This is a genomic window from Puniceicoccus vermicola (assembly GCF_014230055.1).
In the GTDB taxonomy this organism is placed as follows: Bacteria; Verrucomicrobiota; Verrucomicrobiia; order Opitutales; family Puniceicoccaceae; genus Puniceicoccus; species Puniceicoccus vermicola.
On the sequence record NZ_JACHVA010000090.1, the window covers coordinates 1 to 14,291 of the forward strand.

Here is a 14,291-nt window from a genome sequence, read left to right on the forward strand (position 1 = left end):
AATACGGCGCAGCGACTGGTCGTGAATCCTCCGGCAACTCTGCCCACAACCTCCACAGACCGGATCGTTTAGGGCCTCTAGGATGAACAACAAATGCCCTTTTCCCAGATGCTTGTGTTTATACAAAGTGTAGCCTTCCCAAAACAGGGAACATAGTACAGACTTCATGTTGAAGCGGTTTTGAAGTGATTGATGTTAGTGTAGTTACAACATCAGTTAACTTCGATTCCGCTTCTTTGCTACTTCTTTCCCGCCAATCGACGATGAACCATTCTTTTTGCCGGGCCAGTGATGACTCCGCCTCGGCAACCGTGGCTTCGGCCTGCTTCACCGAGGCTCTGGCCGAGGCCAGATTGGCCTTATTGGCCTTCAGCTGGTTCTTCAGAGCAGTAGTATCCAGGAGGGCCAGCGGTTGCCCTTCCTCGACCTCGTCGTTGGAGTCAACGTAGACCTCCATCGTCGTCCCCGAAAGCTCACTGCCGACAGTAACCTCATTGGTTGGAGCCAAGCTACCCGTCGCGGTAATCGTCTTACGAATTTCCCCGCGATCCAGGGACTGGGTGACAAATTTAGGCAATCCGTCATCTTCGGATTTACTCCCGATCGGAGAGAGCCAAACGATGGCGACCACCAAAAGAATTCCCCCGACCAGATAAATGTACTTCCGCGAACGGTCGTGCTTCTTTTTCTCGGAATCAATGCGCTCCGCGAGATCGCTCGTATCGTTTTTCAAAGGATCAGTCATGGCAAAAATGGGTCAGGAATGGTTGCCGTCGAGAGCAACCTCGGCGGCCTCTTTCGGGGCGGACCATCCCCCCCCGAGGGACTTATAAAGCTGAATATGAGCGACGAGTTCCTCCTGTTTCGATTGAATCAGGGTCTGTGCGAGTCCGAGCAGGGTTCGTTTCGTCTCCAATACGGTCAGCACATCCTTCTCGCCCTCTTCATACTGAAACTCGGCCAGCTGGGCGGAGAGCTGAGCCGACTCAACGGCGCGTTCCAGAATTACGATCTCCTCCCTCTTCCGATTGATCGCACTCAGGGCGTTTTCCACCTCGGCCATCGCATCGAGAACAGTTGCTTCGAAATTAAAGTACGCCTGATCCACTGCCGCTCGTTGCACTTCGATGCGGCGACTGATTCTTCCGGCATCCCACAAAGGGGCCGTCAAGCCACCGACGAGATTGCCAAAGACTCGCTGCGGATCAAAGAAATCGCCGGCGCGGGCAGCCTCGGTCCCGACCGAACCGCTAAGCGTTAACGATGGCAAACGGCTCTTCTCGACCGCACTCAGACGGGCCACTGACGACTGAACGCTCTTCTCCGCCGCCCGCACGTCCGGACGCTGACGCAGAACCTCAGCCGGGATACCCACCGCTATATTGGCCGGCAAATCGGGAAGATCCTCCCGCTGGTCCAAAAGCGCCTCAATATTAGCAGGAGTCGTCCCACAAAGAACCGCTAGAGCATTGCGGGACTCTTCAATGGACTGACGAAACGAGGGAATCTGCGCCCGAGCCTGTTCGACGAGGACCGTAACTTGCTGCGTATTGAGAACATCGCCCTCCCCGGCGGCCTCTTGCCACTGAGTGATCTGAAGCGTTTCTTCGCGACTGGCGACGCTCTCGTTCAGGATCCCCAGTTGCTTCCGGGCCGAAATGATTCGGAGATAGGTATTGGCCACCTCGGCTGCCAGCGAAACCTGGGCCGCAAAATAGTCCTCAACGGTCGCCTCCAGAGCAAAATCACTGGCTTCAAGATACTTCCGCTGCTGCCCAAACAGGTCGACCTCCCAACTGGCGTCAATCGAGGCTCCGTAGCTCTCACTGGAAGAGGTCGTATCGGTTCTGCGATCCCGTGATCGAGACCCGGAGCCTGACACGCCGCCGTTGACCGAGGGGAACAACTGCGACCGTTCCAAGCCCCGCTCTGCCCGCGCCTGATCAATCCGGGAAAGCGCAGTCAGCAGGTCGGGATTATTGGTCAGCGCTTCGTTGATCAACTGAACCAATACCGGATCCTCAAATACCGTCCACCACGTCTCGATCTCCACCGCATTCGCCTCGTTCCGCTCCGCATCCGCCAGCTCGTTGTTCCACCCCATAGGCATAGGAACGTCCTCCATAACCTGCTCCGCCGTAGGCGTAGTGGAACAGCCGACGAGACTCACTCCCAGCAGCGCCACGGCCACGGGACGGGCCATCCTCGATATTGGAAGGAAATTCGAGTTTCTGTCGGCACGCATATTCATCAGCAATGCGCCCACTCTAGCATTCCGAACCTTAAGAGTTCGTGAAGACCGGAAAAAACTCGATAGAGATTCTGAAATTTCCCTGACCGTGGCAGGAAATGTTGGGGGTCTCTAATTCAGGCCTAGGTTGCTCGGCAAAACAGATCCCGCTTCCGATGGAAGCACCTCCTTCTACAAAGGACTTTTGGTCAAAATCGTCTCGAAAAGACTCCCAAATGGAGCGCGGAATTCATTCCACCCCGCATGCCCCACAGCCAGCTCTTCCAATACTCAGAAATGCCCTCTCCCACGCAGCCAATCCATCCGGGCGGAATAAATTCCGCGGTCCGTCAGGAATCCCTCCTAACCTTCCTCTTTCTTCGCCTTGGGGTCCTCGACCATCTCCTCGAGGGTGAGGCCAGTCAGGTCTTTGAGTCCGCGGAAGCAAATCCAGAGCGCGAAGCCCGTCACGATGAGACTCGGAACAACGATCACCGGATAGCTCCAAGCCATCATCTTCCCGAGTTCCTTGTTGAAGGCCTCCGTGCCCGCCGGACTAACGACGATCCACTTGGCCAAGATGTAATTGAGGACGGCACTTAGCAGAAAAGAAGCGGCGAGAAGATAAGTCGTCTTGTGCATGAGCTTCTCAAAACCTGGCTCCGTCCCCCGCTCTTCGAGGCGCGTTTGGATTTTCTCCACCTGAAAAATCTCGGGGCGGTAGAGAAACACCCGCACCAAAGGGCGGCTCGTGAAGGCCGAGATGAGAGTCGCAATCCCGAGAATGGCTGGAATTCCCGCCTCTTTGATGGCCACCCATTGCGGAGGCAACTGGAGAAGTCCAATGCCTCCGGTGAGAAGGACTCCGATAATCCCCAGGATCGAGAGGAAGTTCCAGGTCCGACGGGTCGCAAAGTCGTAGGCACCGTAGCCCAACGGAAACAAGAGGGCCGCGATGAAAAGGAAAGTCGAGGGCTCCATCGGAAGGCCAGTCAGGCGCTCACCGAACCAATCATCCCCCTTCATGAGGAGGAGCGAGGGAATAATGAGGTTAAATCCGAGGTTCAGCCAGGGATTTTCGGTTTTCTTTTGGGTCTCGGACACTCCCCGGAAAAAATCGTGACAGGCTCCTCCCGTAAAGGTAATTTAAAGGTTTTTCACGCGCCGACTTCAGATCAAGCGTCCTAACAAGCATTTTATCAGTGAGTTTTTCCAGTCCACTTCGTTGTGTCATCACAGCGGGCCCGACCCGCGAACCAATCGATCCCGTTCGATACATTAGCAACCCATCCACCGGAAAGATGGGGTACGCGATCGCGCAGGCCGCCGTCGATGCTGGTTGGACGGTTGACCTGGTCAGCGGCCCGACCCACCTCCGCGAGCCGGAGGAATGCATCCTCTACCCCGTTGTCACGGGCGAGGAGATGTACCACCAAGTCGATGCCCTTTTCGACGCCTGCGACATTCTGATCATGACCGCGGCGATCGTCGATTTTCGTCCCAAGAGCCCTCTGGCCCACAAAGAGAAAAAGGGCGACGCTCAGCTCAATATCGAGATGGAGCCCGTGATCGACGTCCTCAAGACCGTCTCCCAACGCAAAAAAGACCAGTTCCTGGTCGGATTTGCCGCCGAGACCAACGATCTGGAAAACTACGCGATGCGAAAGCTGAAGGAGAAAAACCTGGATCTCATCGCCGCCAACCTGATCGGCAGCGGTTCCGGCTTCGCCCTCGACAGCAACATTCTCACCATCCTCGGCCCCGACGGTTTCCGCGAGAAGTGGCCCGCCGCCAGCAAGGAATCTCTCGGTCGGGATCTCGTCGCCTTGGTGACCCGCAAAATGGAAGAAGGTCGGACCCTCTCCGGTTCCTGACCTTCCGCTCCCCGTCCGAGAATCCTATCCTATGCCTCGCAACCGGAACAAAGGCCTGGAACGAATCCTCGGGCGACTGGAGGATCTCGACGAGAAGAATCTGACCATCCTCGTCAATCGCCTCGTTCGCGACCGACACCTTCTCGAAAGTGTCTTTGACATCATTCGGGACGGGATCCTTGTCCTCGACGCCGACAGCGTCATTCAATACTCCAATGCGGCTGCCTTCGGTCTTCTCGGCCTCCGCCGCCGCGAGATTGGACACTCCAATATCTGGCGTCGCATCCCGGAGCTTTCCGAAGCCCTCCAGATCGACCCCGAGCGCAACCGGCGCCAGCATCGCTCAGCCTCCTGCGAGATCGAAATCCACTACCCCGAAACCCGGGTCCTCCAAGTCTACATCGTACCGATGGAGGAAGCGACCGAGCACGATCTTGGCGACGGGACCGTCGTGGTTTTTTCCGACCTCACCGAGATCAAGCATTCGACCGAGGAGCTCATCGAAAACGAGCGCATCGCCTCGATCATGATGCTCTCTGCCGGAGTCGCCCATGAACTCGGCAACCCGCTCAATTCCCTCACCATTCACCTGCAGCTCATCCGGCGCCAATTGGAGAAGTTGGGGGATCCCGAAAAAACGGCCCGCACCGCTAAATCGCTCGATATCTGCACCCGCGAGGTGGATCGCCTCGACGGCATCATCACCCACTTTCTCGCTGCCGTCCGCCCGCAGCCGCCCGACCTTCGCAAGATCGATCCCATCGCCGTCCTCAATGACGTCCTGGAGGTCGAAGAGAATCTTTTCGCCGAGCGCGACATCAATGTCACCGTCGACCTCGACTCGATTGCCCCCCCCATCTTCGCCGATCCGGACCAACTGAAGCAGGTCTATTTCAACGTCCTCAAGAACGCAGTGGAGGCCATGCCCGGCGGTGGCTCGATCCGCATTCGCTGGCGCAAGGACCCCCGCCACGTGACTCTCATGTTTGCCGACACTGGCGAGGGCATCGACTCCGAGGATCTCGCCAAAGTCTTCCAGCCCTATTTCACGACCAAAAATACCGGAAATGGCCTCGGCATGATGGTCGTCCAGCGCATCATGCGCGACCACCACGGAACCATCGCCATCGACAGCCGTCCCGATCAGGGAACCGTGGTCACCCTGCAGTTCCCGGCAATCGATCCGGAACGACCTCTTCTGGAGGAATAAGAAGAGTCTACCCCATAGCATCGAGCCTTGCTCGATAACCGCAACCGCCGCCGCCCCCTACCCATTGACCCGCAAATGCGAGGCTCTCCGGTCCTCCTATCATCGGCGAAACGCCGATGCTACCCCGTAGCATCGAGCCTTGCTCGATGACCGCGACAGTCCGTTTCAACACGAAGTTCGCTACGCAAGCCTCGGCTTTGCGATTGTTGCTCTCTGCGGCCACATCCACCAGATCATCCAATCCCACAACGACTCCCCAGGGAACGCCGAAATCCTCCTCTGGACCAACATCCTCACTCCCTCAATCGGCCTTGTCCTCCTCCTTCTCGCCCACCGCAAGAAGGAATCCTCCACCGCTGCTTAATCGCGAAGGGGATACGCCCGCTTTCTATTCGGCCTGAAAAGAGAAAACCCGGGCGCTTCCGTCTCCGTCATCGGAAAGGCAATACGGACCAATCAACAAACCGCCGAAGCCTCCAATCACCTCGGTGGACAGCAGACGGGAGACACCGGCTCCTACCTATCTCCACCCCTGCTCAGGATCTCGGACGGAGAAAACAAAGCTACTCTGCGCATGGGACCATTGCTCTCCCCGACGGGTCAATTCGACCCGAAAGTCGGTTGGCTCCGAGCCTTCAATCTCGAACTCCTCCACCGTTTCCATATCAATAACCCTCTTCACCAACCGTAGGAGGCAACGACCATCAGGCTTCCGAAGAAGTCCACACGAATAATAGCCGGACTCATCCATGAACACGCAAATGCCCGCTTCCGTACCGGATTTCTCGATTCGCAAAGAAGTCTGGTAACGACCGGAGTTCTCCGAGAGCCGCGCTCCAATGAACCCGGCTTTTCCTCTCCGATCTAAGCTCGAAGAAAGCCCCCGCAAAATCATCCCGCGATTCTCGTCGAAACCATACCCCTCCCGGTAAGTCGCCCCGATGGCAACCCATCGCCAACTCAAGGATTTCTCCCGAAAGTCCTCCGTCCAGGGTGTTCCCGTCGGCTGCGAAACAGACTTCTCGTCAGAACCAGAGATATCGACAGGCTCACCGCCGTTCACCACCGGCCAGCCTTCGTCCGTCCAACTTACCGAGGCCAGAAACGTTTCCCTCCCCGTGAGATGCACTGAAGGATAGCCCAAAGGTCTCACCCCCAGAAAGACAATCCACCAGTTTCCTTTCTCGTCTTCGAACAGATCGGCGTGCCCGGTATTTTGAATCGTAGAATCATACCCTGCATGCGTGAGAATCGGGTTCGTCGGACAAGGCACCCAGGGGCCCCAGGGCGAATCCGAACGCCCGATCGCAACCCGATGATTTTCCTCCGTGCCGCCCTCTGCCGTCAAAAGATACCAAAACTCACCTCTTCGGAAAATATGCGGTGCCTCAACCGCCTTCCATCCGAATCCCGGGGAAATCACTTCCCGGGGCCCCAGGCCGCGTCCGTTCGCCAGATCTATCGGGAATTGCACAACGCTCATGGGTTCGCCCCATTGCGAATCGCCCGTCGTTTGAAATAGAACAGTCCCGTCCTCCAGAAACGTCAGCGAAGGATCGATTCCTCCCTGATGTTCGGCATCCACCCAAACTGGATCCGACCATTCGTCTTCAGGATTTGCTGCCGAGACGATGAAATGACCGCCGTTTCCAATGTTGGTCGTGACGAGATAAAAGTTTTTCCCGTCATGACGCAGTGTTGGCGCGAAGATTCCCTCGCCCACAAAACTCTGATCTTCCCGAAAAGGAAGCTGCTCGGGTCGCGAGAGGATGTGACGGACGAATCGCCAATGCCTCAGGTCTTCGCTAGCATACAGAGGCACCCCGGGGAACTGGCCAAAACTACTGGTCGCCAGATAAAATGTTCCGCCGACCCGGCAGACCGTCGGGTCCGGGTTCATACCGGGCAAGATCGGGTTATGGATGGTGTTAGACATGTCAGACAAAGTAAAAAATTCGGTTCACGCCGCCCGCTGGTTCGGCCAAACCAATCCCAGTGAACGACCTCTTCCCCTTCCTTCCGCTCAATCCAAACCAATCGAATTGCTTCCATCTTTGAGATCGATCTCGCAACCTCTCCATTCAAACACTCCGGTCACACCGTCCGGCAACTCAACCGACCCTTCGCAGGCGCTTCCTTCGAAACAAAGCTGGACCCGAATGAACCCATTCGGGTGGGGCATTTCGGCGACAATCTCACGCCGCGGCCCTGGCTGGGGTGCGATCCTCACACTCCCGAACCCCGGTGCGTCGGGACGGATGCCCGCAACGCCCACAAATGCCCAAAACCAAGGATGGCTCCCCCATGCGTGACAGTCGGAACGACTCGGCTCGGGACGTTCCCAGGGCGTCTTCGCGCCTGATTTTAACATTTTCTCCCAGTCACCCAGACCTTCGAAATACATCGACGACGCTCCCACCTGAAAAGCCGCATCAAAAAGGTAATGACGAAAATACACCGTCGTGGGATGCAGGTCATTCGGCGATTTTAGTGCCTCCATAACCGCTACCTTCTGCGGGTCCTCCAAACAGTCCGTCAAAATCCCCAACACTTGGGCATGTTCGCTAAATGAACGGTGATCGCAATCGTCGGCAAGAAGTCCTCTTTCCTCATTCCAGAACTGTTGGCGAACCCCGTTCCTCACCCGATTCCGCAATTCTTCATAGCGCTCGCCGACTCTCTTGTCACCGAGGACCGACTCCAGATGGCGGGCGTGATCCAGGGCCAACAAAAACAGCAAATTCACAACTGACGATCCCTGCGTCGTCGCCCCGGGAGGAACCCCGGCACGCCAAGCGGGTGTCCAGTCGACAAACTGCCAACAAGGAACTCCCTGAAAGATATCTCGCGAATCAATATAGTCCGCAAACCGTTCCAGCAATTGACGAACCGCGCCTAATTTGGTGCGCAGAAACTCCTCATCGCCGCGCCAATCCAAGTGATCCCTCAACATCGCCACCCAAATCAAACCGAAGGTCGGAATGCTGGTCGCCATCCGCGAAGGGTACCTCGCCGTTGGCCAAGCCCCTCCCAAGGCGGCGCGGGACCAATCTGCCAGCTCCAATGCCCGCTTCTGCAGCCGGGAGTCCCGATTCGTCGCATACAAGCAGAGGGCTTGCAACCGGGTATCCCCCAGATACATCAACTGCTCGTAGTAAGGGCAATCGACGAAAGTCTCATGGGCACAGTTCTCCAGACCGCTTTGGCAAATCGAAAAGAGCCTTTCCCCCCAGTCCTGATCGATCCTTACCGAACCCTCGAAATCCAACGGGATTCCCGTCTTCTCAATACAAACGTCCGTCAGCTCCAAGGGCTCTTCCGCTGTCCGCACGCGCAGAAGGATGTAGCGCCCGGATCTCCACCAGTAGTTCCTCCAACAAAACGATTTCCCACCGGCCGGATGAACGGTGTCGCCGAAACCGAAAAAATACTTCCCGGCGACCGCAGACCGATCCCCTTTCCGCGTATCCCTCTCCCCCGATCTCGGCTCCTTCTCATCGTAAAGGGACTCGGCCCACTCGAAGTCAATCCTCGCCCCGGCACCTCCGCGACCTCGCAGGACCGGATAGCCGCAGAGATAGTAGTCCATATCCCAAAGGATCGCTCTCTCTGAGAAAGCAGGCACGGTCCGAGGAACTCCCGCTTGCAGCAGCTGGTTCCAAGAAGAAATCTCTGGATCCTCGAGAGCTTGGGAGGGCATCGACACAAACTGGCCCGGCTCCCCCACTTTCTCGTGAAGAATGGCCCGAACGCGACCTCCGCTAAATCTCTCACCCTGCTGATCCGGAAGCCTTGCCGGCAGGTAGCATCGGTCCGAATACCGCAATCCCCACTCCCAGGCCCAATCCTGCAATGCGTCTTCGGTCACAATGGCATCGCTTGGATTCGCGCCCATTCCCTCCACAGAACTCTCTTCGGTAATCGAAGCCGAGCCCACCAAATGCGTGCCCGGCATATTCCTTTCCTGGGTCAAACGGATTCCCTCCAGTCGCTCCCACTTCCATGGAGCCAGCCCCGTGTTCAACTGGGAAGCATACTCTCCCGCTGCGGCGAAGACGAATCCCGGGCGATAGGTGTGATGGGCCTCCGGCGCGTGCTCTCCCAAGGACCAAACCTTCGCTTCCAACCGATGGCTCCCAGCCTTAAGAGAAACCTCGTAGCTCGAAAAGCTCCAATGCTGCCGATCCCCCACCTCTGGACCGCGGCTGACTAAATTTCCATCGAGAAATAACTCGTACCGCTGATCCGCACTAACGTGAAAGCGCAACGCCGACTCATCCTCCGCAATCGTAAATTCGAGCGACAGTTTCGCAAATACGGGAGGACAGCCCTCACCCTCCGGGCCCCAAACCCAGGACGCCTCCTCTATCGGGTACTGACGGTGAATGCCAACCGCTTCCGAATCTCCTTCCGGTAAAAACAACTTTTGAATCTTCATAATGACATCGGTGCCAAAACTCTCATAGCATTCGGATCCCGATGAGAATCGCAACGATTCGCGAAGCTCAGACTGAAAGAATCATGGGTCAAGAGAACCTCGCCCCAGATTCGACGAACCGGTCTACTTTTTCGCCCAATCGGAACCCCTAGGCCCCGGACGCCCAATGGACCCGCGCATCACCAGATCCGTCGGCATGTCAAAGGATTCAATCTCCGTATCCGGATCCTTCCTCATCTTCTCCAGAGAAGAAATCGCCAACTTGGCGAGAGACTTCCGGTCGTATCGCACGGAGGTCAATCCCATCAGTCGAGCCTCCGGAATGTCGTCATTCCCGAATAAGGAAACATCCTGGGGAATCGAGAATCCCTGCGCGTGCACCGCAATCCAAATTCCGATGGCAAGAATGTCATTGAAAGCGACGATCGCGGTGGGTGCCTCTTTTCCCATACCGCGGATGCGATTCCAGGCATCCACCCCCGACTCTCGGTTGTTCTCCCCCAGAATCACCAGAGACGAATCAAGTTCGATGCCATTCTCCTCTAAAGTCTTCACATAGGCTCGATACGCATTGGAATACTCCGAACCGGGATTCGCCAATCCCACATAAGCGATCCGGCGGTGCCCCAATTCAACCAAGTGCTGCAGACCAAAGCAGAAAGAGGCATAACTATCCTTGCGAATTACCGGCAGGCCTTCCGGAGCCGCGTAGAGGACCATGAACGGATACTTCCGAGAGAGGAGATTCTCGTATAGCTTTTGATTCTCGTTCCAGGACACCACATCGGTGATCACCCCGTCCGCTTCTCCCGCAGCCCAATGTCGCAGAAAGGCAGACTCCACGTCGGTATCGTAATGGGTGAGCCCGAGCACTAAATGCGTCCCACAACGCCGAGCCTCCGCATCAAAGCACTCCACCAGCTCCGCATACTCGGGATTTTCCAAATGGGGCAAGAGCAATCCCCAACGGTAGGACCGCTGAGAGCGGATCATTCGTGCCCCCGGATGCAAGGAATACCCGATCTCTCCTGCCGCTTTCAAAATCTGATCACGAGTCCCCTGCTTGATCGATGCATCTGGATTAAAGGCTCGCGAGATCGTGCTCCGCGAATACCCCGTATACTTCTCCAAATCAAAAATGGTTGGCCGCTTTACATGGGGCGACAAATGCTGTGGAGAATCTGTCTTTCTTTTGGAGAATTTTGCCATAGTTCGAGAATATTCTCATATCGGTTCCTGAATAAAGGATAAAGAGCCAATTCTCGGGATTTATATCGGGCGGACCCACCCTAAGAATGTCGAAGAACCGCCATGAGAAGCCGGGAACGGGTCTGCGAAAACCGCAACAACTCCATTCGTGAAAAACCTTTTTCCCGGAAACCGAGCGGGCTCGGGCCAGACACAAAAAGATCCGCAAGCCACTTATAATCATATTCTTCGTAAATAAATTATAGAGCAAACGAAAGGCACTCGCTTTTCGGCAAGTCGCTCATCTCTTCAAATTTTTTTGAAACCCAAAGGCATTTCCGAAAGCGAACTCGCAGAGATCTCATTGAAAATTCGATCCAATTCAAACCAGGCCCACATGAAAATCCGAACCCCCAAGAACCCCCAACCGATTTTTCCAGAGACAATCGATCGTTAAATACCTGATATTTTCGGGAACGTTCCTATTCTGGGACAAAAATCAAATGAATCCCCAATGGAAATTAGTGTTTTCCGTTGGGCACGAAACCAACATCCACCTCAAATCGAACGATCACCCCATTGAAAAACTCATGAAGAAGAACATTCTCCTTTCCTCATTCGCCGCCTGTGCGCTTGCGACCTCGGCGTATTCACAGATTACGGTTGTCGAAGAGGCTGGCACTAAAACATTCGATAAAACATTCACGATCAACGCCGAAGCAGGCAATGTCCTCGTCGTCGCGACCTACCAAGACGGAAGCCCTTACAATAACCTAACTTTCGGTGGCGCGGCCGCGACTGGATCGATTTCCAGCGCACGAGTGACACTATTTTATTATAACGTTCAGTCGTCAGGAACTATTGAGATCGCCACCACGACTTCACCATCCAATACGGCCTCGGGACTCTTTGTCTGGGAACTGGCAAACGTAGACACCTCCATCGCTCCGATAGAAGTGTCCACGACTTCAGAATCCGCAGACATTACCACAACCGTCGATAATATGTTCATTGTCGATGCAATTGGAGCCAATGGGGGCGGGACAGTTACAGATGTGACGATCACTCCCGACAACCCGACCATGAGCGTCGACTTTGACTACGATATGAACCTTACACCAGGGGGATTTCTTGGAGGAGGCACAGGCACTGCGGGAGTTGCAGGCAACTACTCACTCAATTGGAACCTCACCCTAGACTCAGGAAGCATATCCGATAAGGGACACCTAGCCTACGGATTCGTCCCGGTCCCGGAACCCGGGACCGCAGCTCTCCTGCTCGGCCTTGCCACCCTGATTTCAGTGACGATTCGACGCCGTCACGCATAATCCTCTTTCATTCCACCCAGCCGAAAAAGCCCCGTCAGCAAACGGGGCTTTTTTGTGGGCAGTCCTGTCGACAAACCGGTAGAACCGGCTGCATTCCCCACACCTTATACCGAATTTAGTAAGTTTTGACCGTTATGGTGCAGCGCAGAATCGAAGCAGCGCAAGGCGCAGGGATCGGATTCGTATCGAGATACGCTCCGATCCCTGCAACGCCGCGACCTTCGATTCTGGGAGCACCCCCCTGAGACGGGCGGGAAATGAGCCTGAGCAGCGTTAGCCCAAATGGCAGGGGTCGCAGACCCGCCTCGCACAGACTCATTTCCTATCACGCCATAACTATCAAAACTTCCTAAATTCGGTATTAATTGCGTCCTTTCGACGCAATCGCTACCCGCGATGGTCGTGCATCTTCCCGGCCATACCAGCATTGTGAACATTCTCATTCCAAGCTCCCGGTTCACGAAATATTTGTCCCGTAACATCGAGCCTTGCTCCGTAGATGCTATGAGCGGATCCGAGGGATCTGCTTTTCTTGGGGCCTCTTCTTTCGGATACTAAACAGGCCCGGGTTAAGAGGACCCGGACCTGAAAAAATGAACCTGAAAGAAAGATTCAAAAAATGAAGTTATACATGGCGCTGGAACTGAGCAATACTAAATGGAAGCTGGCCTTCTCGACGGGAGAGAAGATACGGCTGATCACGATCGAGGCTCGTGATCAGTTGGCCTTTCAATCGGCCCTGAAGGCGACTCGGGACAAGTGGCAGCTAGGCGAAGACATTGAGGTTTTCAGTGTCTACGAAGCGGGCCGGGACGGTTTCTGGATCCACCGCTGGCTGGAGGGGTTGGGGATCAACAACGTCATCGTTGATCCCGCCAGCATTGAGGTGAACCGCCGCAAACGCCGAGCCAAGACTGACCGCCTGGACGCCAAGGCCTTGCTGCGTCAGCTGATTCGCTACCACGGCGGTGAGCATACGCTCTGGTCTGTCGTGCGCGTGCCGAGCGTGGAGCAGGAAGACCTGCGTCGGCGCGAGCGAGAGATCAAGCGACTGAAGAAGGAGATCGGTGCGGGCACAGCCCGGATCAAAAGCCTGCTTGTTTTGCATGGACTTCGCCTCGATTCACTTAGCAAGCTCGATACACGGCTCGATTCGCTGCTCGGTTGGGACAACCGCCCCCTCCCGGAACATATACGCAGCGAGATCGCCCGCGAATACGAACGCGTGGAGTTTGCCCGCACCCAACTCAAGGCTCTGGAACGTGCGCGGACTGCCCGAATCGCAAAGCCCCAAACAAAGGCCGAGCGACAGGCCCACAAGCTCACCCGGCTCAAGGCCGTTGGCGTCATCAGCGCCATGACCTTAAGCGAGGAGTTCTTCAGCTGGCGAGAGTTCCGCAACGTCCGGCAAGTCGGCGCCTGCGCCGGTCTGGATGGCTCCCCCTACGACAGCGGCGACAGCAAGAACGAACAAGGCATCAGTAAAGCCGGCAATGCCAAGGTCCGGGCCCTGATGATCGAGCTGGCCTGGTCGTGGCTGAGGAACCAACCCCAGTCGGATCTGGCCAAATGGTTCGACAACAACTTCGCCAGGGGAAAACGCAGCCGAAGAATCGGCATCGTCGCTCTGGCGCGCAAGCTACTGGTGGCTCTGTGGAAGTACTTGGAAAAAGACGAACTCCCCGCTGGGGCTCTCCTCAAAGAGACTGCCTGAGAACTTTTACCAATCAAACTATCTGAGCTTTATCTGACTTTGGTGGATTGATGGCCCGTTTCGATGCTGGAGATGGTAAATCCCACTCGTTCTTGTAGATTGGCGTCATCATGAAACCGCATATTCAAGCCTGCGATCAGGCGTATTTGGCATCAGGTGACCGGCTAGACCGGCACGGATAGAAGTTGGTCCCGAGGGCTACATAGCCCCGGATACTCAAATGCGGAAACCACTAAGATCAATCGCTCAAAATAAACATAACATTATCGCGATTATGACTTGACCCATAAATCACCATAGAAGCATCGA

General features: G+C 55.7%; 12 protein-coding genes. 5 read left to right on the forward strand and 7 right to left on the reverse strand.

Annotation, left to right across the window (positions count from 1 at the left end; all coding sequences use genetic code 11):
- Positions 1 to 118: 118 nt before the first annotated feature.
- The 3 genes from H5P30_RS11670 to H5P30_RS11680 form a co-directional block, all read right to left on the reverse strand.
- A complete protein-coding gene (locus H5P30_RS11670; RefSeq protein WP_185693122.1) occupies positions 119 to 745 on the reverse strand; it encodes an efflux RND transporter periplasmic adaptor subunit in 627 nt (208 codons plus the stop codon).
- Positions 746 to 757: 12 nt separating this feature from the next.
- Positions 758 to 2,203 (reverse strand): efflux transporter outer membrane subunit, encoded by a 1,446-nt coding sequence (locus H5P30_RS11675; RefSeq protein ID WP_185693123.1) that lies wholly within the window; start codon positions 2,201 to 2,203, stop codon positions 758 to 760.
- A gap of 390 nt (positions 2,204 to 2,593) precedes the next feature.
- Positions 2,594 to 3,334: a VC0807 family protein gene (locus H5P30_RS11680; protein ID WP_185693124.1), complete on the reverse strand. Its 741-nt coding sequence runs from the start codon at positions 3,332 to 3,334 to the stop codon at positions 2,594 to 2,596.
- Between the two features lie 98 nt (positions 3,335 to 3,432).
- Here H5P30_RS11680 and H5P30_RS11685 point away from each other — a divergent pair, with 98 nt between their 5' ends.
- The 3 genes from H5P30_RS11685 (at position 3,433) to H5P30_RS11695 (ending at position 5,678) form a co-directional block, all read left to right on the forward strand.
- Positions 3,433 to 4,104 (forward strand): phosphopantothenoylcysteine decarboxylase domain-containing protein, encoded by a 672-nt coding sequence (locus H5P30_RS11685; RefSeq protein ID WP_185693125.1) that lies wholly within the window; start codon positions 3,433 to 3,435, stop codon positions 4,102 to 4,104.
- A gap of 31 nt (positions 4,105 to 4,135) precedes the next feature.
- Positions 4,136 to 5,314, forward strand: a complete 1,179-nt coding sequence (locus tag H5P30_RS11690; protein ID WP_185693126.1) for a two-component system sensor histidine kinase NtrB — start codon at positions 4,136 to 4,138, stop codon at positions 5,312 to 5,314.
- Positions 5,315 to 5,453: 139 nt separating this feature from the next.
- Positions 5,454 to 5,678, forward strand: a complete 225-nt coding sequence (locus H5P30_RS11695; RefSeq protein WP_185693127.1) for a DUF6790 family protein — start codon at positions 5,454 to 5,456, stop codon at positions 5,676 to 5,678.
- Positions 5,679 to 5,834: 156 nt separating this feature from the next.
- Here H5P30_RS11695 and H5P30_RS11700 read toward each other — a convergent pair whose 3' ends face one another.
- The 3 genes from H5P30_RS11700 to H5P30_RS11710 form a co-directional block, all read right to left on the reverse strand.
- Positions 5,835 to 7,250 (reverse strand): glycoside hydrolase family 43 protein, encoded by a 1,416-nt coding sequence (locus H5P30_RS11700; protein WP_185693128.1) that lies wholly within the window; start codon positions 7,248 to 7,250, stop codon positions 5,835 to 5,837.
- Positions 7,251 to 7,337: 87 nt separating this feature from the next.
- The gene (locus H5P30_RS11705; protein WP_185693129.1) at positions 7,338 to 9,752 is read right to left on the reverse strand and encodes an alpha-L-rhamnosidase-related protein; all 2,415 of its coding nucleotides are present in this window, start codon (positions 9,750 to 9,752) and stop codon (positions 7,338 to 7,340) included.
- A 123-nt stretch (positions 9,753 to 9,875) separates the two neighbouring features.
- Positions 9,876 to 10,961, reverse strand: coding sequence for a LacI family DNA-binding transcriptional regulator (locus H5P30_RS11710; protein ID WP_185693130.1), 1,086 nt, complete (start codon positions 10,959 to 10,961; stop codon positions 9,876 to 9,878).
- 569 nt (positions 10,962 to 11,530) lie between these two features.
- Here H5P30_RS11710 and H5P30_RS11715 point away from each other — a divergent pair.
- The gene (locus H5P30_RS11715) at positions 11,531 to 12,268 is read left to right on the forward strand and encodes a PEP-CTERM sorting domain-containing protein (protein WP_185693131.1); all 738 of its coding nucleotides are present in this window, start codon (positions 11,531 to 11,533) and stop codon (positions 12,266 to 12,268) included.
- Positions 12,269 to 12,383: 115 nt separating this feature from the next.
- On the opposite strand, the gene H5P30_RS11720 is transcribed toward H5P30_RS11715, so the two are convergent.
- The gene (locus tag H5P30_RS11720; RefSeq protein WP_185693132.1) at positions 12,384 to 12,587 is read right to left on the reverse strand and encodes a hypothetical protein; all 204 of its coding nucleotides are present in this window, start codon (positions 12,585 to 12,587) and stop codon (positions 12,384 to 12,386) included.
- 300 nt (positions 12,588 to 12,887) lie between these two features.
- Here H5P30_RS11720 and H5P30_RS11725 point away from each other — a divergent pair, with 300 nt between their 5' ends.
- On the forward strand, positions 12,888 to 13,982 hold the full coding sequence (locus H5P30_RS11725) for an IS110 family RNA-guided transposase (RefSeq protein WP_185691013.1): 1,095 nt from the start codon (positions 12,888 to 12,890) through the stop codon (positions 13,980 to 13,982).
- The last annotated feature ends 309 nt before the right edge of the window (positions 13,983 to 14,291 follow it).